Origin of the sequence: Paenibacillus macerans (genome assembly GCF_050565405.1) — a bacterium.
In the GTDB taxonomy this organism is placed as follows: Bacteria; Bacillota; Bacilli; order Paenibacillales; family Paenibacillaceae; genus Fontibacillus; species Fontibacillus macerans_B.
In genome coordinates this window covers 34,530-57,449 of record NZ_JBNYYG010000027.1, presented here as the reverse complement: position 1 = coordinate 57,449, position 22,920 = coordinate 34,530, and the positions used below count along the sequence as shown (strand labels likewise).

Below are 22,920 nucleotides of genomic sequence, written 5' to 3'. Positions count from 1 at the left end.
TTGAACAGTAGAAGGGAAAGTGAATCATGAAAAACAAAGCTGTCAAAAGGGTGTATATTTTACTGCTATTATTCGTTGTCATGCTTATAGGAATTAGAATGGCTTGGAGCAGCGGGTCCTCCGTCGTAAAGCTCCCTTCTCCCCTGTCGGAAACTAATCAGGTCGCTCCATCGAAATTCCGGATCGTGATCGATGCGGGCCATGGCGGCAAAGATCCGGGAGCAACAGGAAACAGCGGAGCCTATGAGAAGGAGTTTAACCTGTCATTGGCACAGCATCTATACCAACTGCTCGAGCAGGACCCTATGTTCGAAACGCGTATGACCCGTGAGGACGACCAATTCATTGAACTCGAGGATCGAGCGGCGATCGCCAACGATTGGAATGCGGATGCGCTGGTTTCAATTCACGCCAACACGTACGAGGATCCGTCGGTTTCCGGGACGGAAGCCTTATATTATCATAACAATAGCAAAGCGCTTGCCGGGACGCTTCAGGAACAGGTCGCAACAGCGCTGGATATTCGGGATCGCGGCGTGAAAAAGGAACAGCTCGTTATCTTGTCCAAGGCGCAAGTGCCGGCAGTGATCGTGGAGATGGGCTACCTGACCAATCAAGAAGAGGAGAATAAGCTGCTAAGCAGCGACGGACAGGATCGGGCGGCCCGGGCCATCGTGGAGGGGTTAAAGAAATATTTTAGCCAACGCACTCCACGTAACCATACGCTAACTGAAGAATTTAAAGAGGTTCCGCCGGCATCCCTGAATCAGGATCATCAGCAAATTGAAAACAAAATCTATTTCAACGGTTCGGCAAAGGACGGGAAGCAAGTGGCTTTAACGTTTGACGACGGTCCGGATCGTATCGTTACCCCCAATATTCTGGAGGTATTGATAGAAAATGACATTAAGGCGACCTTTTTTATCTTGGGAAATCGAGCCGAAGCCAATCCCGACCTAGTTAGGCGCATCGCCGAGGATGGCCATGCCGTCGGCAACCATTCCTGGTCTCATCCGAATTTTGACGAAATCTCGATGGACGAGGCGATGAAGGAGATCGAAGATACGCAAGAAGTGCTCGAGGACGCGATCGGATATCGCCCCAGCCTGTTTCGGCCGCCCTACGGCGCACTGAGTGACGATAAACGGGATCAGCTTCACCAAATGAATTTGGCAGTGGTCAACTGGACGGTGGATACGATGGATTGGTCGGGGAATTCCTCAGAGGAGATCATGAAGCTGGTCCACGAGCAATTAAATCCCGGGGGGATCGTATTGCAGCATACCGCCAATGGAAAAAACCATCTCGCCAATACGATCGAGGCGCTGAAGCAAATGATTCCCGAACTTAAAGCGGAGGGGTATTCCTTCGTGACGGTTTCCGAGCTGCTGAATTTGCCGGCTTCGCAGTCCGACTAAATTGGATCCGCAGTCTATGATATAATCATGAGCAGCAATACGAAATGGATTAACGGGCGGGGATACCTATGAAACTGGAGCGATTGATCTCCATCATTTATAAGCTGCTGAATCACGAAGTTTTGTCCGCCTCCATGCTGGCCGAAGAATATCAAGTTTCCCAAAGAACCATCTATCGGGATATTGACGCAATCTGTGCCGCGGGCTTCCCGGTCGTATCGTATCAGGGGACGAACGGCGGATACGGCATCATGGACGGATATAAAATGGATAAAAGCCTGCTCGGTTCGTACGACGTCGCCTCCCTGATCACCGTGCTGAACAGCCTCTCCTCCGTGTTTGAAGACGAGCGTGCACAGGGAACCATCGAACGGCTGCAGACGATTGAAGCGGATCATCAGACTCCCAGCCTGGCGGTGAACCTGGAAACCCGCCGGACGGATCCTGACGTGCTCCCTCTATTACGCACGGCCATTACGCAGCGAAATATCGTCCGTTTTGACTACATCAATGCACAGAACGAACGCACAACCCGTGATTTGGAACCGATCCGGCTTCATTTTAAATTTGGCAACTGGTACATCTATGGTTTCTGCCGGTCACGGCGGGAATATCGAGAGTTCCGGCTCTCCCGGATGATGAATGTGTTCCTGGCGCGGGATACCTTTCAGCCGCATCAAGAGGTGCCCAAAGAGGCCGACTCTTCAAAAACAGCATGGGATGGTGAGACAGAGGATGTTGTGATCCGGGTGAGACCCGAGGCTTTGGCGGAAGTGATGGATCAGTTTCACCAGGCGGATAAGCAATTTCATGCCGATGGAAGCATGACCGTGCGAATTCCCGTATATCAGCCGCTCCGCGCACGATGGCTTTGGACCATTCTGCTGAGTTTCGGCAGCGGCGCCGAAGTCCTCGAGCCTCCTCTACTTCGAGGCATGATCAAAGAACAGCTGCAAAATGCGATCAAACTTTATGAAGAAGTATGACAGACTGTTGTCATACTTCTTTTTTTATAATCTGGGTATCAACAAAAACAAATCCATAGCAAATCAAAAGGAGACGATACGAATGACGAATCATCCAGCAGAAATGTACAAATACCACACTTGGGCCAACCAAACGATCCTGGGGAGAATCAAGGAACTCCCGTCCTCCGTGCTGAGTCAAGAAGTGAACAGCTCGTTCCCCACCATCGCCCATGCCCTGAGCCATATCTATGCGGTAGATAAGATGTGGTATCTGGTATTGACGGCTACGGGGATGCCGGAGGCGTTTCAAGCCACGAGACCGCTAAATGAGCGGATCCTGGATTCGGTGGATGAATACGCCAACGCCTTTGAGGAGTTAGCCGAACAATACCGACATTGGTTCCGAAGCCAAACCGACTTGGAGCAGTCCATTCTGCTTGATAATCCATTCGCCGGTATCCGCCAAACCCGCTTATCGGAAATGGTGCTGCATGTTGTCAATCACGGATCTTACCACAGGGGCAATGTTTCTACTATGTTGCGTCAATTGGGCCACGCATCCGCCATGAACGACTACGCCCTTTTCTGGTATCAGGAACCTGAGGCAGCCATGAAATGAATCTATGGAAATCGAAAATCTAATTCCCGTAAAATCGAGAGATGAATTGAGGATTTGGCTGCATGAGCATAGCAAGACAGAACAATGTTGCTGGGTCGTAGCTAGCATGAAACCCAACCCGGATACCCTCTTATATTTGGACGCGGTCGAAGAAGCGTTGTGTTATGGATGGATCGATAGTATCAAGAAGAAAACATCCGAAACGGAGCTGGCGCAGAGACTATCTCCCAGAAGCCCAAAAAGCTCATGGACCGAATTAAATAAAGAACGCGTCCGCCGCCTCGAAAAGCTGGGGTTCATGACAGACGAAGGAAGAAAGTCACTTCCCGATATGGACCCCGATTCTTTCAAAATAGACAAGGTTATAGAACAAAGGCTACAAGGGGAACAGCAAGTATATGAGCAGTTCTTGGCCTTTCCGGCTCTTTACCAAAGAGTTCGGATCGACACGATCCAAAGCGTCAAAAACCAACCCGAATTATTTATGAGGAGATTAGACAAATTTATAACAAACACGAGAGAAAATAAAATGTACGGTCAATGGCATGATCATGGGCGCCTGCTGGAATATTAGGGGAGCCAGATCGAATAGGGAGCATGGAGTTCCTTATTATTCTTAAATGCTGGAAATAATTAACGAGCCGCGGTTTACCGAGGCTCGTTGATTCATTAAACTGCCTACGCCCGGGCAAGCTTATCCGGGTTGCGTACGGCATACATTCTGGCAAGCTTTCCGCGTCGAAGTTGTATAAATAGAGTGGCTACGGTTTCGTTTCCCGAACGGATTACGATACCGGTTTCACCGTTCAGAGGAGCAGCCTCGAAGTGAAATTTCCCCTGAATGCTCTGGAACCCGTCAAGCAGCACTCGGGCCACCTGATCGCGCGTTTGTACCGGGCGCTTGAACGCAAGTACTTTGCCGCCTCCATCGGCGACAAACATGACGTCTTCGGTCAACAAAGACATCACATGATCAACGTCGCCTTGCTCGAGGGAGATGAGGAACCGGCTAACCCATTCCAATTCCACCGTTTCGGCCGCGACAGGCTCATCTTCGGATATTCCCATCTTGCTTCTTGCCCGGCTCATCAGCTTGCGGCAATTCGCCTCTTGCTTGCCTAGCAGTTCCGCGATCTCGGGATAGTCGAAACCCAGCGCTTCACGCAGGACGAAAACCGTCCGCTCTGTCGGCGTCAATCTCTCCAACAGTACGAGCATGGCGTAAGACAGCAGATCGCGGCGGACGACCGTTGTCTCGAGCGTATCCGTCTCCGGCGTCCGAACCGGTTCGGGGAGCCACGGACCGACGTATACTTCCCGCTTCTTCCGCGCCGACTTCTGCTGATTGAGGCAGTGATTGGTCACCATTTTGCACAAATACGCCTTCGGTTTCTCCAAACGTTCGGGGTGCGCGTCGAACGACTTAAAAAACACGTCCTGCACCGCATCTTCCGCGTCTGCCGCAGAGCCGGTCAACTGATAGGCAAGCGTGAACAGCAGTGCTCTATATTGAGCGTACAGCTCTTCCATTCGCTGTCTCTCCTTTTCCGAGCGATTAGCACTTGGTCTCTTGATTTCTATCGAAGGTTACTGCCTGCTTTCCAAGCAATATTCCTCAATTTCCACGCAGGTTTTCCCGTTATGATCATATTCAGTCCCCATTTGCGTCCCCACACTAACCCATGATGCTCCCCCAGGCCGATACAGAAGAAATCCAACGGTACCGATTTATGAACCGGCGCAGGGCGGCCCTCCAGATCGGCCATCACGATTTTCCCCAATCGATCTGCCTGTATCCCGCCTTCTTTGCACGTCATCTGATCCGCCTTGCCGGTTCTCGGATCGACGATTCTCGCGCAGTCGCCAATGCTGTATACGCCCGGCGCCCCTTTGACGCGATAGCATTCATCCACCAGCACTTGACCATCGGGAGTAAGCGGCAGGCCCATGCTGCGAAGGGCCGGATTCGGTATCAGGCCAATCGTCCATATACATAGGCGGGCAGCCAGGCAATCGCCATTGCTGAGCGTCACCACGCCTGCTTCCTCCCGCACCGCCTTACGATGATGAAGCACGGTCACGCCGCATCCGCCCAGCGTCAGTTCCAACTTCCGGCCGACAATATCCGGCGCTTCCGGAAACAGCCGCTCCTGTGCATTCAGCAGATACACGGAGACATCGGACGAATTCAATCCCAGCGCCAACGCTTCCTCCCGCATGGCGAGCGCCAGTTCGGCGGACGTCTCGATGCCGCTGATGCCCGCTCCCGCAATCGCTGCCGACATCAGTCGCTTTCGTTCTTCCGGGTTCGGCTCATCGGCAGCCTTCCGCAGATTGGTACGCCAGCGCTCCCGGATATCTGCCGCAGCCTGCGGGTCGGTCAAAGCGATGCCGCCCTGATCGGGCTCCGGTCGCCGAACGATGCTGCCGACCGCCACAACTAGAAGGTCATAGTGAATTCGGGCATCATTTCCTTGCGAGTCCGTATAACGAATCCGTTTTTCCCCGCTATCCACGGACGTGACCGTCCCCTGCACGAATTCGACGCCTTCCGGAAACCAATGTCTCCAGGGAATCATAATCTCTTCCTCGCCTACAGCCGGCCGGAACAACAGCACTTTGCGCACATGACCGGGCTGTTTATCGATCAGAACAAACCGAATCCGCCGACCGTTCGCCATGCCCTGGGTCGTTTCCTTTAATATTTTGAGCGCCCCAAGCCCTGCATGGCCACCTCCGATGATGATGCATGTCAAGTCGTTCATCATTCCTCAGCTCCTTTTACGTTTGCACATATAACAACGTAAAGCTCTGATTTGTGACATCGGAAATTATCTTGAGTAGTACTCCCGCTGTCCTAAGGTGTAGCCGTTAAATTGAAAACGCTCTCCATTTTCTTCGTAATAGTTTCCTTCAGCGCTTCATCCGATTTGATATTTCCCCGCATACTCTTGTCTGGCCATATCCGTATATTTCCTGATAAATTCACCTTTTGCATCTGTATATCCATCTCTGTTATGAGGATATTTTTCCTTCAAGGATACTTTCAGTTTCGCGTATTCTGCCGCTATATCCGGATGGGTGAATAAATAGTCGCGAAAGTACAACTCGCCCCAGTCGTCCGGATGCCGAACATGGATATGTACTGCCTGCCCTTGAAATCCTTTAGGTGTATAGCCTTTTAAATACATGATGATATCGCGCTTAGGAGTATTGACGATATAACCGGCATCCAGCAAAGTTTCCGTTGCTTTTTCAATATCGGTGTCTTCCTTTACCTCCAACAGGATATCCACGGTCGGTTTTGCCATAAGCCCCTCAACGGATGAGCTGCCGATATGATTGATCCGTACAATGCTATCGCCGAAAACGGTATGCAGATACTTCTTCTCTTGTAAAAAATATATTTTCCACTTTGGATTATAGGGCTCCAGTAGAATGGGAAAGAGCTGCGCAAGCTCTTCTTCTGTTACCAGGGAAAAATCTTGTTTCATTGCACACGCCAGCCTCCTTTTGTCATATGGAAATCCACCAGAATACGCCGAAGCGGTCGATCAGGTTTGCAGTTTAGCATTAATTCGCAGGAGCCGCATGTTCATCCGCAGCCTCTTTCTTCCCGTTTTCCCGCAAAAAACTTCCGAATTTGCGCCGTCATGGATGCACTAAAAAAGAGGCCTAAGCAAAAATCTCTTGTTTAAAGCCTCTTTAGCATTAGTTGTTATTCAAATTCTTCTTGTACTGCAAGGGCGACTGCCCAACCGCCTTGCCTTATCGGGAATAGATGATTTCAATTTCTTTATGCCAATGAGGATAGACAATCGTCATACCGTCATTCAAAAATGTTCTAAACGGGATGGGATCCTCAAACTCCGGAATTTCCAGATAATTACTCATATCCATTTGACTCCCCATATGTTGGATAAGCTACTGCTACTCTTATCATAACGGGAAAAAGGAATAAATGCAGCAGCGGAGTCAATATTCCTGCCATACGTTTCGTCATACCTTTGCGAGTAAATACTTAAGCAATCCGCACGTATAGTGGAAGCTTTTTCTCACATATGAGCAAGAATATTAATTATTCAAAATTGATTCTATTTATCTCTTATTTGTTTTTTTAGTAACATTATTTGACCAATATGATATGCATTATGGATACATAAATTTGACACCACTCCCCACCAAGGAGCGTTAAAATATGCAGGAATTTCTGTACTAAACTTTGATTCGTCACATTCTTCAAGTGCCTTTCTCCAATTGCTAAAAACTTTCTGAAGTCTTTCCAATGTCTCCTTCCATCTATTTTCGTTAATACTATCCGGCTCCAAATAAAAAGTTTCATCGTTATTAAATGTACTGTTTATTAAAAATTTCTCAGTGTTAAATCGCTCAAGCCACTGCACATTCCAAAAAATAAGATGATTCACAATTGACCAAATGGTTTGTTTGCTCTCATTCTCTGATGCTGCTTGTTCATTCGCGATGTATGTTAAAAGAGCTACGGCAAATGTTGCGAATGTTTGTTCTGCTTTTATCTTTATACAAGCTACTTTCAAGCCCATAGGAGTCGCTTAAAGACCGAACACCTACCCCAGCACTCTGGAAGGTAAAATAAGGGCGCGAATTCGCTCGTGCCCTTTTCCTTGCTTTTCTATTATTAGCTTAAGTTCACTCTGAACTCCCTTTCACTGCGCATTCACCACATCGACGATGCTCGTTCCCGCAACTTTCTTGGTCGGTGCGATCACTGCCACAAACGTCGTGAGGATGGCCGCCATAACAGCGACCGCCAAAACCGGGATCGGCGGCTGCCAAGGATCGCCCCAGTTGGAGGTGATCATCATTCCATAAAAGAAGCGATGCAGCAGCAATCCCAAAATACCGCCTACCAGACTGCCCGATATCGAGTAAGCGGCGGCTTCGGCCGTAACCATCCTTTTCAGTTGTTTGCCGGACATGCCTACCGCGCGCATCACGCCATAGTGGCCCATGCGGCTGGAAACGCTGGCGGTTACCGTATTTAGGATGTTAATCAGCGCGACCAGCGCAATCACCAGCAAGAACCCGTAAACGAAAACCGCCATGGCGTAATAGGCCGAGCGAGTTTCGCGGTTGCCCTGCAGTTTGTCGAGCAGCCGCATTTGCGGTGTGATCAGGCTTCGGACCTGGTCGGAAATATCCTCTTCGACTTGCATGTCGATAATGGCGTAGTCCGACATCCCGGTCAGCGCGGTAAAGGTGGCTTCGGAGCCAATCAGGATCCATTCGCCTTTCGTGGCCACAAACGGCGTGTCGGAGAGGATCCCGGCAACTTGAACCTTAGAAGTTCCCCCGGGCAACCAAAGGGTAATCGTGTCCCCTACCTTCCATTTCAAATCTTCCGAATAACTGACGAATACCCCGTTGCCGTTTTGCACCTGATCCCTATTTCCGGAAATCAGTGTGTCTTCCGCCCATTGAAACTGGGGTTCGTCATAGGAAATCAACGTAACCTGATTGTCCCCCTGTTGGTGGCTGGCCGGAATATCACGAGAAACCATCCGTCCATAGATATTCTTGATATGCGGAAGCGCCTTGGCCTCTTCCATCAGGGAGCGGCTAAGCAAGACGGAGTCCTTCATGCCCGTGATGGAGATATCCGGCGCGTAAGGTTTCAAAGGCCTTAAGGCATGGCCCATGAAGGCGATCAAGACCGTGAAGCATAAGAACAGGATGATACTTAGCGCAAAAGAACCGGATATCAGCACCATGCTCCTTTTATTGGATAAAGCGTGCCTAAACCCCATCGCCGTATCCACGCGAAACCATTTGGTGTTCGCCGCCCGGTGGATAGGTTGATGATTCGCCTGATTGATATTTCCGGTTACGGCCGCTTGCGGAGATACCTTCGCCGCCTTTTGGGCCGGCGACCTGGAAGCGAGCATGACCACTAAGAACCCGATTATCGTACCGGCGGCCATAGCAGGCCAGCTGATTTGAAACACCGGCATTTCCGGCAAATACTTACTATTCAAGGCGTTCAGGGATAAAACCGCCGCCCACATCACGCCGCATCCGGCCAAGAGCCCGATCGGGATCCCTTTCAGGCAATACCGCAAACCTTCCCGCCGGATATACCGTTTGATTTGCTTTTTCGTGGCGCCAAGACAACGCAGCAGGCCGAAAAATTGCGTCCGTTCCAGCACGCTCATATTAAAACTGCTGGCAATCATAAACGTCGCGGCCATCGTAATCAGGACAAAGAGAATGCCCGCCGTAAGGTAGAGACCAAGCATCGAACTGTCGTTGCTTTGTCCCATCAACCCAAGCAGGATCAGGTTCGTGGAGACCTGTTTATCGGTCAGTCCAAACTCCGCTTTGATCGCGGAAAGCGCCCGGTTAATGTTCACGTTGCTTTTAAACTGAATATAATAATATTCTTTTTTCTCGGATGGAAACGCGCGAATCCCTTCCGTTGACAGATACAGGCCGTGGGAGTCCGTCCCTTTCAAACTGGAAAAATCGTTGTACGTCCCGGTAATCCGATATGGCCGCTTCTGCCCGTCGCTCAAAGCAATTTCGATCGTATCCCCAAGGGATAGGCCGAATTGCTCAAGAGCCGGCCGGTCAAGCAAAACCTCCTGTTCGGTAGCCGGGTACGCTCCCTCGGCCACAACCAGATTCATCTGTTCGGCGATATCTTGTTCGCCGCCTTGAATGAGCAGTTTTTTTCCTTGAAAAACCGTATCCTGGGCCATCCCGACCCAACCCGATACGTTCACATCGCTCCGGCCGGCGATTTGCCCGGCGGTGACGTCCGAGATCCCCGCAATGACGGCATGGTAATTCCCTTTTTGCCGGATATTCTCGTTGATTTGGGCTTTCACGCTCATGTCGGCCATCCCGAACACGGCCACGACCAGCATCACCGAGATGGCGATGCAAACCACGGTGAGCCGGTTTTTCTTGCGATGGACTTTGGCATGTTCCGAAACCAAACCCAGATAGCTTTTCATTCGGCATACACTCCTAAATCGGTAAGCACGCCGTCCGACACTTGCAGCACCCGATCCGCCGTCGAAGCCACGCTCCGGTTATGCGTAATCATGATAATCGTCTGCCGATAGCGTTTGGATGCCGTTTTGAGCAGGGAGATGACCTCGTTGCTGTTTTGGCTGTCCAAGTTGCCGGTAGGTTCGTCCGCAAGGATCAGCATCGGGCGGGTAATCAAGGCGCGGCCGATCGCCACGCGCTGCTGCTGTCCGCCGGATAACTGGCGGGGCAAATGCTTGCGCCGGTCCGTTAAGGACAAAACGGCCAGGATTTCTTCCACATACGCTTGATCCGGCTTCTTATAATCGAGCAGCAAAGGAAAGGTAATGTTCTGCTCTACATTCAGTTCCGGGATCAAGTTAAACGCCTGAAAGATAAAGCCGATATTCCGGCGGCGGAAAATGGTCAGTTTCTCGTCCTTCATACGGAAAATATCGTTCCCGTCGATCTTCACATTACCTGACGTGGGCGTATCCAGGGCTCCGATCATGTTCAGCAGCGTGCTTTTTCCGGAGCCGGACTCCCCGACAACCGCGACAAACTCGCCTTTGGGTACGGTAAAGCTTACATCTCTCAAGGCGTTCACGGCCGTTTCGCCGGTTCCATAGGTTTTATATACGGAATTCACTTCCAGCAAATTCAAATTCGCTCACTCCTTTCTATTACGGAGTTTACTATTCGCGGCTTACGCTCCCATGAATCCCGGCTTACGGTTTCGTAAGGTTAAGAAAACTCAGCACAAAAGCGGTGCCCTTCCCTACTGCGCTGTCCACCGTAATATTGCCGTCATGCGCTTCGACAATGGCCTTGGTCAGCGGCAGGCCCAGGCCGATGCCTTGCGTATCTTTCGAAAAGCGGCTGCGGTAAAACCGCTTGAAAATATGGTGGATATCTTCCGGGTGGATGCCGCTTCCGTCATCCTTGACCGTAATTTGCGTCATGGAAGGCAACTCGTTCCACTCGATGGCGATATGACCGCCGGCTTCCGTATGGTCCAGCGCGTTTTTCACCAGATTGCTTACGGCTTCCAGAATCCAGCCCCGGTCGCAAACCAGTTCGGCCCGCGGCGGTCCCGACAGGGTCATGGTTTTCCGCTCCAGCTTGACGCGCGTTTCAAAATGCAGCCGGAGGTCATTCATCAGATCGGCGATGTTTTCGGGGTACTTCTCGAGCATAATCGAACCGGCATCCCATTTGGTAATCTTCAACAGGCTTTGGACCAGCGTTTCGATCCGGTCGATTTCCCGTTCCGACTTGACCGCAAATTCCCGCAGGGCGGCCGGATCCTCGCTATCGTCCTGCAAGAGCCCATTATAGATATTGAGGGCGGCCAGGGGCGTTTTTAGCTGATGAGAAATATCCGAGATCGTGTCCTTCAGGAACTCTTTCGTTTTCTGCTCCTTGGCGGCATGCGCGTCCAGCGTCGTAGCCAGCGTGTTCACCGCGTGAAACAACTTATAAAGGCTTCCTTCGCTATCGCATTCGATGCGTGCCTGGGGGTTGCCCGTTAGGAAACGGGAGATTTGAGCAACAGCCTCCTCCATTAAGCGATCCTGTCTTTTAAAGTACAAGAAGCAGCTCCCCAACACGCCTGCGGCGATCAACAGCGAAAGCAAGAAAAGGCCCAGATGCATAAAGCCGCTGGACGGCCAGATCACAAGCTGGGACAACCCCATAAACAACAATAAGTGGCAAGACAGAGAAATAAACAGCTTTTTAATATCCTGATTAGTAAAAATGCGCATCATCCCACCTCAATTCGTCACCTTCCACTTATAGCCCATGCCTCTGACCGTCAACAGGATTTGCGGATGATTGGGATCCTCCTCGATCTTCATGCGCAACCTGCGTATATAAACCGCCAACGTATTGTCATCGACATAACTTCCCTGGCCATCCCACAGCTTGTCCAGGATCATTTCTTTGGAAAGCACCTGATTCGGATGACTCATGAGCAAGCAAAGCAGCCTATACTCCGCGGCCGTCAACGGCAGAGCCGTCTCGTCCTTATAAGCTTGTCCCTGCAGCAGCAGCACCTTGATGCCATTCGACGTCATTTCCGCCTCCGCCGCGCCAAAATCCTTCGTCCTCCGCAGCACGGCATTGATCCTCGACACCAGCACCCCTAGCTTAAACGGCTTAGTAATATAATCGTCGCCGCCCATATCCAATCCCATAACCATATTCACTTCCTCGTCCGACGCCGTCAGGAAAACAATCGGAACCTTCGAAACCTGCCGCACCTTCCTACATACCTCAAAGCCGGAACCGTCCGGCAAGGACACATCCAAAATCAGCAAATCATATGTACCGTCCGCTTTCCCTTCCGCAAAAAGAGCCTCCGCCTCCCTGACCGTCCGGGCCATATCCAAATCAAACCCTTGCTTCTTCAGCGAATACGAAAGCCCGTCAATTAGGCTCAAATCATCCTCCAGCAGCAGGATTTTGTTCATTATTTCACTTCCCCCTCGTGCCCTCATCCTCTAATGAACAGTAGAGAACTTGCGGGGCTCGTCCGATACGTTGTCGGCGACATCCCTCTTTTGGACGTAAATTGTTTGATGAAGTAGGTGTCATACTCAAATCCGGTGGCGCGCGCAATATCATTCAGGTTCATATCCGTATGGGTTAACAGATCACCCGCTACTTTCAAGCGATGCGACAGCAAATAACCGATGGCGGTAGTTCCGCATCTTTCCTGAAACATCTTATTCAGACTCACGCGGTTCAAATGAGCGCACTTCGTCAAATCTTCCAATGATATCTTTCTCGAATAATGGGTATGTATATATTCTAAAACCAAGTCAACAGGCGATTGTTCGCTGTCTCGATTTATATCCTCAAGCATACCTAAAATTTGGATAAGGTATTTTTTGATTCTGCACCTCCACCGTTCATCACTTTGCGCCTGCACTTCCGTGCCAAGGATAAAAAACCATTCAAATAAAAGCGGATACGCTTTCTCGGTTATGCGGGGTACGCCTGGATAGGGATGATCTCTTTGAAAAAGGGAAAGACCCGTTTGTGTTCTCGGAGGATTCGGAAGGTAAACCTGCGATTCGGAAAAAGTTACGCTGTTCAGAAATGCGCGATGAAATTGAAAGGATTGCGCGGCAACGTTTTGCTTCTCCATGACTTTCAGATCATCGTCTTCAGCAAGGCAAAGGACGCCGGGAGCGGCAATCGATATGGGACGTTCATTCAGAAACCCTTTTATGCTTCCCGACGTAATGAAAATCAGAGAAAGACGTTCAGGATAAGGTAGTTGACAAAAATCCTCTGCTGCAACAAATTCAATGTTTACGGTACGGTTTTTGTATCGGTCCAATTGCGGCACGGCAGTCACCTATCAAATAGTATAGTTGGATGTTTCGTTTATGCCAGTGTACCACACAAGCTTGAGGGATATAATTACGATGTATTAAGAAGAGGAGGGAAATCGTTTTGACGATTGAACGTTTTCACATTCACGTCTCTGATGAAATCCTGGACGATCTGCAAAATAGACTCCAACACATCCGTTGGCCGGATCAATTAGAAAATACGGGTTGGGAACGGGGCACGGAATTAAATGACTTAAAATCGCTGGTTTCGTATTGGAGGGACCATTATGATTGGCGCGCACAAGAAGCCGAGTTGAACCGCTTTTCCCAGTTTCGCTGCCAGATCGACGGGATCGACGTGCACTTTGTGCATGAACGCGGTAAGGGACCTAATCCTTTACCCCTGATTCTTACCCACGGATGGCCCGACAGTTACCTTCGTTACCAAAAAGTCATCCCGCTGCTTACGGATCCGGCCAGCCATGGCGGCAACCCCGAGGACGCTTTTGACGTCATCGTCCCTTCATTGCCCGGCTTTGGATTCTCCAGCCGTCCTAAACAATCCGGCGTCAACAATTTTCGTGTCGCCGACATGTGGGTTAAGCTCATGGCCGAAGAATTAGGCTACCAAAAATTTGCTGCCGGAGGCGGGGATATGGGCTCCGGTGTGACCCGATACCTGGCGGCAAACCATCCCGAACGGTTATACGGAATCCATCTAACCGATATCGGGATTATCCGAGATCTCATAGCTGCATCGGATCAGGCCAAGCTTTCGGAAGAAGAACGGCAATACAAGAATAAGGCTTCGGCATGGATTGCTCAGGAGGGTGGCTACATGTCCATTCAATCGACGCGCCCCCAAACGCTGGCTTATGGACTTTCCGACTCGCCCGTAGGTTTGGCCGGTTGGATGATGGAGAAATTCCGGGCATGGAGCGATTGTAACGGCGACCTTGCGCAAAAATTCAGCGAGGATGAACTCCTTACGCATATTATGATGTATTGGGTGACGAACACCGTAGGATCGACAGCACATATGTATTATGAAAATGCGCATTCTTTGCCGCCACTCGGCTACATCAAGGTTCCGACAGGCCTTGCCCTATTCCGGGCAGATATCCTGTTGCCGCCCAAGGAATGGGCCATGCGCAACCTGAATATAACCCGCTGGACTCCGATGCCCCGCGGCGGACATTTTACCGCTTTGGAGGAACCGGAGCTGTTAGCCGATGACATTCGCGCATTCTTCAGACCTTTTAGAACGAAAAGCGAATGAATCGGAAGCGTTGCGAAACGAAAGAGGCTAACCGCTCGGTTAGCCTTTACCCCTTGTTTATTTCCGCTCACCGAAAAATAACCCGCTCACTCGCTTAGCGAAGTCCTCGATACCGAAGGTTGCCGTATCAATCCGGTTATACCAGTTGGTTACAGTTTCCAGCATCCATGACGGAACCTTTACCCCGCCGATGAGCGGATAAACGTGCTGATACGCCCAGACCAAGTGCTCCCACCTGTTGTCGTTGCCCTCTTTGATATATTCCGAAACATCGAGGACTTTTCCCCTTCCCTCTTGCAAGAGGACGTTCTTAAGATGAATGTCCCTTGGGTTCAGCCCTTGACTTCGGACGAACCGACGGGCTTCCTCCACGTCCTGGATAGCTTGCTCGGGAACCGGTACACCTTGCAGAAGACAATCGTACAACGTCATACCTTGTTCTAAACTTAGAACCAAATAATTAGGACCAACACCATAACACCTGGGAAAATAACTCGACCCTTTTAACCGATCATAGATCCCTGCCTCAACATCCTTCTTTTCTAAAGCCTGCGCGGTATACACTTTATAAGCGTAATCAGGGGTGGCCGGATCATAAAAGACGGCAGCATCCGTACCGATACCGATGCAGCGCAAATTTTCCGGAAACCGGATGACGGAAACCGGCTTATTGTTTTCTTGTCCTTCCAGTTCAACAAGCCTTAATGCTTCCTCCGCTTGTTTCCAATCCGAATTCATATCATCCACTCCTTTAGGCGAGTTCATGGGAAAAGCCTCCCGAAAAGTTACCGAACACTATGCCCGTTTCAAAATGTTACCGTGATATTGTCGTCATGCGCAGCCTCTCTATTTATTATAAATCACCGGAGTTTTGAATTCCCAATATTTCCGCAGCTTATCATCTGTCTCCAGTTCAGCCATCATATCGTACTCATCAGTATGAGCTTTACCCTTTTGTCAGTTTACAAGGAACTACACGCAGACCGTGAAACGGGCTGTTGACAACAAACGGCGATATGCTCCCGAAAAGGGTAGCATACCGCCGTTTGTTGTGGGGGAATCCAAAGGGGGCAACGCGCCTTTGGGTCTTTGCGAAGCAAAGTATTGTGTGTTATACGCTCTGTCGGCGTTGCCATGAAAACGCCTTTCGCTGTTCGGGTTTCTCTGTTCTTTGGAGGAGGCCGGGGTGCGGGGGCAAAGCCACCGCAAATGCTAACGATTGCCACCAATCCAGCCAGTCAATGGGTTTAAGAGTGGAGATTTTGCGCCAGCAAAATACTACTCGCCCTTTGACTGGCTGGATTGGCGTAGCGGTCTGATGTACGGGCCATTCTGCACTTGCTCATTCATCTGATATTTCGAAGGAGAACTACGCAGGATGCTTATTTAACCATTAAGATATTTTCTTAACGCGCAGTCAGCCCATGTTATATCTTTATAAGCATCATGGTAAGCACGTTGTTCTATAATATCTTCGGTTATAATCAAAGCCGCGTTGCTTTGTGTGTCAAGTACGCGCCAGTTGTAACCACCAAATGATAGGATTGAGTCAATTTTAAAATATGTACATCTCATTTATTTTTCCCTAATCGGAAACAATAAATCCAACTGCATATCTTCCATTTTAAATCCGTGTTTAGAATTACCCCAGTAATTCAATTGTTCTTCAAATCCCTGCCCCGAACCAGTTTCGTCTGGCGTCCATCGAGGTTCGCCCCACGCGTTATCGTATTTGCCGCTTGAATTTACCCATTCCTTCAGAAGACGCCAATCCTGAAAGTCCCATGCTCTCAACACATGTGCAGCGTACATACCGCCGTTGAACTTCCGCTTTATAAGCGGTTCGGGTACTTCCATGTCGTCGGGAACAGAAACCCATATTTCATAAGCATGCGACGGCTCCCCTACGCCTATTTTCCCATCGGAACAGTCAAATCCGAACTGACGTAAATCCGGCTTGATTTTTGTCAGACCGGTTTCCATGACGAACTTATTGATTACATCATTTGCAATTCCCTCGCATCCTTCGCCGCTCGCGCAATAAGCTGCTACGGTCATTGGCGGCAGAAAAATAATACGCACGTCTTTGTCCATCATTTGGCTAAGCGTTTCGCTTGCATTGTTCAATTCTTCCATTGATAATTCCTCCTTGAATTCCTTAATTTGATTATTAGGAAAAGAAAGAGTGCCTATAATAGAAAACAAATCTCCGTCGCCGAGTAATTTTAAATTGACATCGGCTTTTTCGTTAATTTCCTCCGCAAAGCGCATCAATATGGATTTGACCGTAGAAAGTGCCGTGATTTCCTTATCAAGCTGACTTATATTCTGCCTAAAAATTTCTACAATCTGAACTGCATCGGAATTATTAAGTATGCTTATGATTTGCTTCACGGGAACACGCAGCTTACGTAGGACTATTATTTGCCGTAAACGGATTACCGCGCTTTCGTCATAATCCCGATAAACATAATCGTCTTTCCGCAGGCTCTGGATTAATCCCACCTGTTCGTAATAACGTAGCATTCTTGTAGAAATTCCGTAATCCTTTGACACTTGACTTGCTTTTTGCAGCTCCACGATGTAACCTCCTTTCTTTTTCCTTAACCTAATCATAAAGTACGACACGGTGTCTGTGTCAAAGGGGTTTAGGTTCTTGTACGTCTTGCGAGCTTCATCCAACCTGCACGGGTCTGATATACTTAAAAAATTGTTCCGGATTATAATAAAAATAAATTATTCTACCGGGGGAAGTATCAAAGCAGTAACCAGAGCCTGTAAAATCAAAAGTTGCCATTGCCTTTTCCATCTTTTCCTCCACACTACGATTTTCCTGCTCATAATCGAAAGGGCCATGTTCAAAAACTATGTACTCGGCCTCGGGAACATCGATCATCAGCATTTGTGGCGGTACTTCGCCTTCATAATCAGCAGGGAGTCGTACCCCCCAACACTCTGTACGAGGAATCCCCCAATCACAGAGCCTCCCGTCCGGGTCATTGATATACGCCATAATCTGACCGCTGCTGCAGTTAGGCTCGCTTTCACCATCGTCATCCAATTTGCCCTTGATACTATCAAGCAAACCGCAAATGGTTTCGCAGTCCTGCCCCGGTATAAGACTTTGCTTTTGCCAAAAATCCCAATACCCATTGCTCTCATAGTTTTTAATGTGCAAAAATTTGTGTGCGGGAATGGTTATAAAATAAATCTTAATATCATCCGTGGATTTCATCATTCCAATCTCTCCTAATCCGAAAAAGTAACGGTCGAAAGGGTGTATTTTTGTGCGAAGAACGACAGGCTTAGGCTTTTTTCGGTATTCGCTCGGAGTTACGCCATAGGCCCCCTTGAAAGCTCTGGTAAATGCTTCATGGGATGAAAACCCATAATCAAAAGCAATATCCAGCATGCTTTTTTCACTATCCCGAACCTCTTTTAGTGCAAAGGCTAATTTTCTATGCCGCAGATAATCCCTAAATTGCATACCCGATATTTCCTTGAATTTTCTCGTAGTATGAAATTCAGAATAACCTAACTTGCGAGAAAGAAATCGTAGCGTTATTGCTTCACCGTTACGATTTTTAATACACTCGTCAATTTCATCAACGATGATTTGGATTTGCTTGTGCCACTCGTACATTCGTCTGTTCACCTCGTTTCAACCACTCTATAGTCAATATAGGGCAATGGAAATGGCATTGCTTGATTTTACTTGCGGATAAGAGAGGATATATTTTATTCCTTAACTCGCCTAATATAAATTTTCAACGCTTACACAACATCAAACACTAAGCGCAGATAAGGAAACTACTCTGCCTTGTCTAAGCAATTCAGCGATAACTTCAAAATACGATAAGTCAGCTTGGCCGGCAACTGCAGAACAAGGTAATCTTTTTTAAGTAACATTCCTACCTTTTAATTATTTCATTGCTGTAAAGATTTTGCATACGTAGGCTTCTATCGATACCTATTAGAAAGGCAATAATAATTACAGCAATTACTATTATTAACAGTTCCATAACTCCCCCCGCTTGTTCATTATGCGGACTGCAATGATTTTATTTAAAATATGATAGTAGATCTAGTACCTCCTATTGATTCCTCTAACATTGCCAACGTGTTCACCGTGTGGCAGATTTGTGAGATGGCTTCCTCCATCGTGCGATCCTGCCTTTTAAAATACAAGAAGCAGCTCCCCAACGCACCCGCGGCGATCAACAGCGAAAGCAAGTCTCTCTATTTATTATAAATCACCGGAGTTTTGAATTCCCAACTTTCCCACAGCTTACCATCCGTCGCCAGTTCAGCCATCAAATGACTTACATTGATTCGGCTTGTTTTACCCGCATTGAAAATGGGGCTTCTTACCGGAGATTCACAAACTTCATATGGACTCTCTTCATCCTGATTGACTAAGGTATCCGGCCGTACGGCAATCCACTCGATATTTTCGTTTTCTTTACCCATTTTGGCAAGCAAATAATTTGCTGCCTTAACATTATCTCGATGAGGAGGAAGCAAGCGATTTAGTAAGGATAAGATGATTTTTTCTCCCGGTGAATTTGTCTCTCCCGATGCCGTGTTCGTATAACCTGTTGTACTCATCAGGATGAGTTTCACCCTTTTGTCGGCCCTTTTGGGGACGGTCTCACAGATTCTTTTGATTGCATCAAATACCAAATAACGAGGTTTGCCGAACATCCCTTTGAGCGTAAGATTGTGACCAAGACAGGAGATTATGACATCACAATCACGTAGAAGCTGATTCATATCAGCCTCATTTAACTCGTTGATATTCCCCTTTACGATCTCCACTAATGGATGTTCTTGTACGTCTTTGGGGAGAACCGCACTTTCTCGGATGAGCATCCGAGTATGGATTTGTCTTTTGATAAATTGCCTGACGACTTGTTTGCCGGTAGCACCGCTTGCCCCAAGCACTAATACTCTCATATTCCATCTCCGTTATCATTAGATTTTATTTCAACTTGATTGAATCCTCTGAATATTAGAAGTATAGCGAGAAACATCTCGCAAATAGCTATTGGCTCATTTAGGATAAAGTAGACCGGGCTCGCTAATTTGATGATGTTCAACATCAACAGTAACGTAGCCAGAAGAGTTAAGGCAGAACCGATTATCCCCCTATCGAGATCCACCTTGGGATAAGTCTAATTTTGTATAGACCATACTAGAGGATCAAGCCGCCAATACTCCAGGGCAATATCATCCCTATATGATCCAAAATATCTCTGCCTTGTCTAAGCAATTCAGCGATAACCAAAATCCAATGCGTCAGCTTGGCCGGCAGCTGCAGAACTCTGGCTCAACCTACAGCCATTGCCGCTTGAAAAAAGGTTGCAATCAAAACTTGCCTTTCAATCTCCGACAACTTTACAAGGTAATCGGAACGTTCTAATGCAGGTTTACCCGATGATCAGCCAGAGTGTTTTTATGAATAGTATATTTGCCGCAAGGCATGACCGAGTAGATACTAAAGTAGGGTTCGAAATAAAAAAGGCCCAAGCCTTGCCTCTAGGCATTGCTTAAGACCGGAGTAGGTTATATCAGTCCGAGCTCTCTGGCGCGCGCGATCGCTTCGGTTCGCCGTTTAACCTGTAATTTGTCAAAAATGTTGCGATTATACCCCTTCACTGTACTTAAGGCCAGGAAAAGCCGATCCCCTATTTGTTGATTGGAGAGGCCTTGGGCGATCAGTTGCAGAACTTCCAGTTCACGCTCGCTTAAGCCATCGATTAAAGGCTCGAAGCGGATGGGGGGACTGTGAATAGCGAAATCATGGAGCTTCTGTCCATGATGCATGTGAGATAGTAAAAACCCGGTATAATCCGGCTGGATGCGGCGGGTAGCCGCTTCCGTCAATAAATCAAGCATGGGCTTCCCTTCGTCTACAAAAAGACGAACGAAACCCTCATTCTCCGCTAGTGTCAAAGCCTCATTTAATCTTTGCAGCGCCCTCTCCATATTGCCTTGGACCTGAAAGGCCAATGCTTGGAGTACAAGAAGCTTAAGCTGTTCGTTCTTCCATTGCTTTGCTTTCGCTTGGTCATACAAAGGACCCAGTATGGCCAGAGCCGCTTTTGCGTTCCCTTGGATCATATGGATTCTTGACTGCAGAACAGGCCATTCACTAGCTTCCAGATGCTTTACGGCTTCCGGAAAGCTGCCGCGATGAAGAGAAATAAGCAGTTCCAAGTGTTGAACTTCGCCCAAAAGATGAGTAAAGGATCGTTCTTGCACTTCATGACGAGCTTTAGTTAACAAAGCTTCCGATGCCGAAACATCTTGTCTGGCGAGTTTCAATTTTGCCGCAAATAATTCACTAGCGGATAGCCTATCCGTGTTCTCGATCTGCTTGGCCAACAGGATACTCTGCCCTATATGCTGTTCGGCTGCCTCCAAATCGTTCCATTCATAGAAAATTCGAGCCATGCCTAAGTATGCGTCACAAGCGGCCGGCAGTGGCGGTTCGCCAGCCAGCTCAATGACTTGTTTATAGGTTCGCACGGCCAGGTTCAACTGATTGTCGAGCTCCTGGATCTGGCCTGTACCTAAAGTAGCCATAAGCGTAATAATCAGGTGTCCCATTCGCTGACTTATCGATAAGGCTTCGGTATAAGCTCGTCTGGCGGCTGCGCGATCGCCCTGCAGCTGGTAGGCAACGCCTAACGTCCAGCTTGTCGCTGCGCGCACAGGCAGATTATTCGGATGCAGATGCTCCAGTGCGAGAAGGGATTGGGCAATAATGGTATCCGTCTCGTTCCGAATGACTCCAAGCGTGGCCCGGATCGATGCCATATGCCCGATTAGATCATGATCTGCCTCATCGGGATCGATAGGTTTCATGGCCGCTTCGGCAGCGGATAGTTTTTGTTCGATCCCGTCCACTTGGCCGATCATCAATAAGGCAGAGGCATAAATCACCCAGAGCGACGGCCGTTCGTTCAGCGTGGACTCGTCCTGGCGCTTCAACCAGTTTAATACAGGCTGAGCGGCGCCGCGAAAATGTAGGGGCATTCCCCTTCCTTCGATTAGTGCTGCGGCCCGATCCACATCTTGAGCCGCCGCAGCGTGCTGAAAAGCTTCGATCTCAAGGTCATTCTCTTCAAACCAATGGCTTGCCCTGGTATGTAGAACGGCGATCTCCTCGGCCTTGTCCTTGTTGGCATGATACAAATGCTGCCGCAACAAATCGGCAAAAAGATGATGGTAACGGTACCAATGACGCTCGCTATCCAACGGGATAATGAAGAGGTTGGAACGCTCAAGGTACGCCAGAATTTCAACTCCTCCCATCCCATTCTGCAGAACGGCATCACAGAGGGAGCCGCAAAATCGATCAAGAACGGAGGTATGCAGCAAAAAGGTCTGAACCTTTTCGGACTGCCGCATAAGGACTTCCTCCAGTAAATAGTCCAACACAAAACGGTGGCTGCCGGTAAAAGACGAGATGAATTGGGTCGTATTCGAACAGCCCTGCATCGAGATCGCAGCTAATTGCAGCCCGACAATCCATCCTTCTGTACGTGCCTCCAGAGAAAGTACCTCTGCAGATGATAAATTAAGCCCCATGATTTGGTTAAAAAATAACGCCGCTTCATGCCGGGTGAAACGCAGGTCGTTTCCGCGCAGTTCAGTCATTTGGTTTCTTGCCCGTAATCTGGCGATCGGCAGCTGCGGCTCTTCGCGCGTCATGAGGATCAAATGCATCCGTAAGGGTTGATGATCGATCAGAAAAGACAGCGCATCATGCACGGATTGAGATTCAATGACGTGATAGTCATCAAGCACGAGAATAAATGGATCTGAACCGGAGGATATTTCATTCACTAAAGCAGTTAGTATGTATTGGACCGGCAACGGTTGCGGAGCTTGCAGCGCTTTCCATACACCTTGGTCGTTAATGTTAGCGATCTTCTTTATTGCAGCGGTAAGATGAAGGAGAAATCGCCCAGGATCATTGTCACCCTCATCCAGCGACAACCAAGCGGCCCGACGTCTGCAATCAGCCAGCCACTCGCTGACCAACGTGGTTTTACCATAGCCTGCAGAAGCGGAGATTAGCGTTAGCTTTCCTTGCTGCCCCTCATACAAGCGTTCGAACAAATGCGAGCGTTGGACCACCTTCGATCGCGCCGGAGGAATATGCAGCTTTGTGGTTAATATAGGGATGTTCATTTTTTTCACTTCCTCTTGGCTATCGCTGATGTACTCCTTCGAGACTATTACAGGTTGTATGCTTTTGGGAATTGAACAT

At 48.7% G+C, this 22,920-nt stretch carries 20 protein-coding genes and 1 pseudogene; 5 read left to right on the top strand and 16 right to left on the bottom strand.

Features of this window, described 5'->3' with window-relative positions:
• Positions 1-26: 26 nt before the first annotated feature.
• From ACQ4N8_RS16695 to ACQ4N8_RS16680, 4 genes are all read left to right on the top strand, one after another.
• Complete coding sequence (locus ACQ4N8_RS16695) at positions 27-1,418, top strand: N-acetylmuramoyl-L-alanine amidase (protein ID WP_430705482.1); 1,392 nt, start codon at positions 27-29, stop codon at positions 1,416-1,418.
• A 68-nt stretch (positions 1,419-1,486) separates the two neighbouring features.
• A complete protein-coding gene (locus ACQ4N8_RS16690) occupies positions 1,487-2,404 on the top strand; it encodes a helix-turn-helix transcriptional regulator (protein WP_430705481.1) in 918 nt (305 codons plus the stop codon).
• Positions 2,405-2,486: 82 nt separating this feature from the next.
• On the top strand, positions 2,487-3,005 hold the full coding sequence (locus ACQ4N8_RS16685) for a DinB family protein (protein ID WP_430705480.1): 519 nt from the start codon (positions 2,487-2,489) through the stop codon (positions 3,003-3,005).
• A 4-nt stretch (positions 3,006-3,009) separates the two neighbouring features.
• Positions 3,010-3,579 carry a YdeI/OmpD-associated family protein gene (locus ACQ4N8_RS16680; protein ID WP_430705479.1) on the top strand — a complete coding sequence of 190 codons (570 nt, stop codon included), beginning with the start codon at positions 3,010-3,012 and terminating at the stop codon, positions 3,577-3,579.
• 104 nt (positions 3,580-3,683) lie between these two features.
• Here ACQ4N8_RS16680 and sigJ read toward each other — a convergent pair whose 3' ends face one another.
• The 10 genes and pseudogenes from sigJ to ACQ4N8_RS16630 form a co-directional block, all read right to left on the bottom strand.
• Positions 3,684-4,535: an RNA polymerase sigma factor SigJ gene (gene sigJ, locus ACQ4N8_RS16675; protein ID WP_430705478.1), complete on the bottom strand. Its 852-nt coding sequence runs from the start codon at positions 4,533-4,535 to the stop codon at positions 3,684-3,686.
• 47 nt (positions 4,536-4,582) lie between these two features.
• Positions 4,583-5,770 carry an NAD(P)/FAD-dependent oxidoreductase gene (locus ACQ4N8_RS16670; RefSeq protein WP_430705477.1) on the bottom strand — a complete coding sequence of 396 codons (1,188 nt, stop codon included), beginning with the start codon at positions 5,768-5,770 and terminating at the stop codon, positions 4,583-4,585.
• 156 nt (positions 5,771-5,926) lie between these two features.
• On the bottom strand, positions 5,927-6,499 hold the full coding sequence (locus ACQ4N8_RS16665; protein WP_430705476.1) for a GrpB family protein: 573 nt from the start codon (positions 6,497-6,499) through the stop codon (positions 5,927-5,929).
• A 280-nt stretch (positions 6,500-6,779) separates the two neighbouring features.
• Positions 6,780-6,899: pseudogene (locus ACQ4N8_RS16660) on the bottom strand (AraC family transcriptional regulator); the annotation flags it as partial.
• Between the two features lie 200 nt (positions 6,900-7,099).
• Positions 7,100-7,567, bottom strand: coding sequence for a DinB family protein (locus ACQ4N8_RS16655; protein WP_430705475.1), 468 nt, complete (start codon positions 7,565-7,567; stop codon positions 7,100-7,102).
• Between the two features lie 123 nt (positions 7,568-7,690).
• Positions 7,691-10,000, bottom strand: a complete 2,310-nt coding sequence (locus ACQ4N8_RS16650; RefSeq protein ID WP_430705474.1) for an ABC transporter permease — start codon at positions 9,998-10,000, stop codon at positions 7,691-7,693.
• Positions 9,997-10,680 carry an ABC transporter ATP-binding protein gene (locus ACQ4N8_RS16645; protein WP_430705473.1) on the bottom strand — a complete coding sequence of 228 codons (684 nt, stop codon included), beginning with the start codon at positions 10,678-10,680 and terminating at the stop codon, positions 9,997-9,999. The genes ACQ4N8_RS16650 and ACQ4N8_RS16645 overlap by 4 nt, the downstream gene beginning before the upstream one ends.
• A gap of 64 nt (positions 10,681-10,744) precedes the next feature.
• Entirely contained in the window at positions 10,745-11,782 is a 1,038-nt protein-coding gene (locus ACQ4N8_RS16640) for a sensor histidine kinase (RefSeq protein WP_430705472.1), read from the bottom strand.
• A gap of 9 nt (positions 11,783-11,791) precedes the next feature.
• On the bottom strand, positions 11,792-12,490 hold the full coding sequence (locus ACQ4N8_RS16635; RefSeq protein ID WP_430705471.1) for a response regulator transcription factor: 699 nt from the start codon (positions 12,488-12,490) through the stop codon (positions 11,792-11,794).
• 23 nt (positions 12,491-12,513) lie between these two features.
• The gene (locus tag ACQ4N8_RS16630; RefSeq protein WP_430705470.1) at positions 12,514-13,374 is read right to left on the bottom strand and encodes a helix-turn-helix domain-containing protein; all 861 of its coding nucleotides are present in this window, start codon (positions 13,372-13,374) and stop codon (positions 12,514-12,516) included.
• Positions 13,375-13,481: 107 nt separating this feature from the next.
• On the opposite strand from ACQ4N8_RS16630, the gene ACQ4N8_RS16625 reads away from it, so the two are divergent.
• Positions 13,482-14,639: an epoxide hydrolase family protein gene (locus ACQ4N8_RS16625; protein WP_430705469.1), complete on the top strand. Its 1,158-nt coding sequence runs from the start codon at positions 13,482-13,484 to the stop codon at positions 14,637-14,639.
• Positions 14,640-14,696: 57 nt separating this feature from the next.
• On the opposite strand, the gene ACQ4N8_RS16620 is transcribed toward ACQ4N8_RS16625, so the two are convergent.
• The 6 genes from ACQ4N8_RS16620 to ACQ4N8_RS16595 all read right to left on the bottom strand — a co-directional run bounded on the left by ACQ4N8_RS16620 (position 14,697) and on the right by ACQ4N8_RS16595 (position 22,841).
• Complete coding sequence (locus ACQ4N8_RS16620; RefSeq protein WP_430705495.1) at positions 14,697-15,377, bottom strand: serine/threonine protein kinase; 681 nt, start codon at positions 15,375-15,377, stop codon at positions 14,697-14,699.
• A 648-nt stretch (positions 15,378-16,025) separates the two neighbouring features.
• Positions 16,026-16,214: a DUF6273 domain-containing protein gene (locus tag ACQ4N8_RS16615; protein ID WP_430705468.1), complete on the bottom strand. Its 189-nt coding sequence runs from the start codon at positions 16,212-16,214 to the stop codon at positions 16,026-16,028.
• Positions 16,215-17,219: a MerR family transcriptional regulator gene (locus tag ACQ4N8_RS16610; protein WP_430705467.1), complete on the bottom strand. Its 1,005-nt coding sequence runs from the start codon at positions 17,217-17,219 to the stop codon at positions 16,215-16,217.
• A 94-nt stretch (positions 17,220-17,313) separates the two neighbouring features.
• On the bottom strand, positions 17,314-18,282 hold the full coding sequence (locus ACQ4N8_RS16605; protein ID WP_430705466.1) for a helix-turn-helix transcriptional regulator: 969 nt from the start codon (positions 18,280-18,282) through the stop codon (positions 17,314-17,316).
• A gap of 596 nt (positions 18,283-18,878) precedes the next feature.
• On the bottom strand, positions 18,879-19,595 hold the full coding sequence (locus ACQ4N8_RS16600; RefSeq protein WP_430705465.1) for an NAD(P)-dependent oxidoreductase: 717 nt from the start codon (positions 19,593-19,595) through the stop codon (positions 18,879-18,881).
• 609 nt (positions 19,596-20,204) lie between these two features.
• A complete protein-coding gene (locus ACQ4N8_RS16595; RefSeq protein ID WP_430705464.1) occupies positions 20,205-22,841 on the bottom strand; it encodes a LuxR C-terminal-related transcriptional regulator in 2,637 nt (878 codons plus the stop codon).
• Positions 22,842-22,920 lie beyond the last annotated feature (79 nt).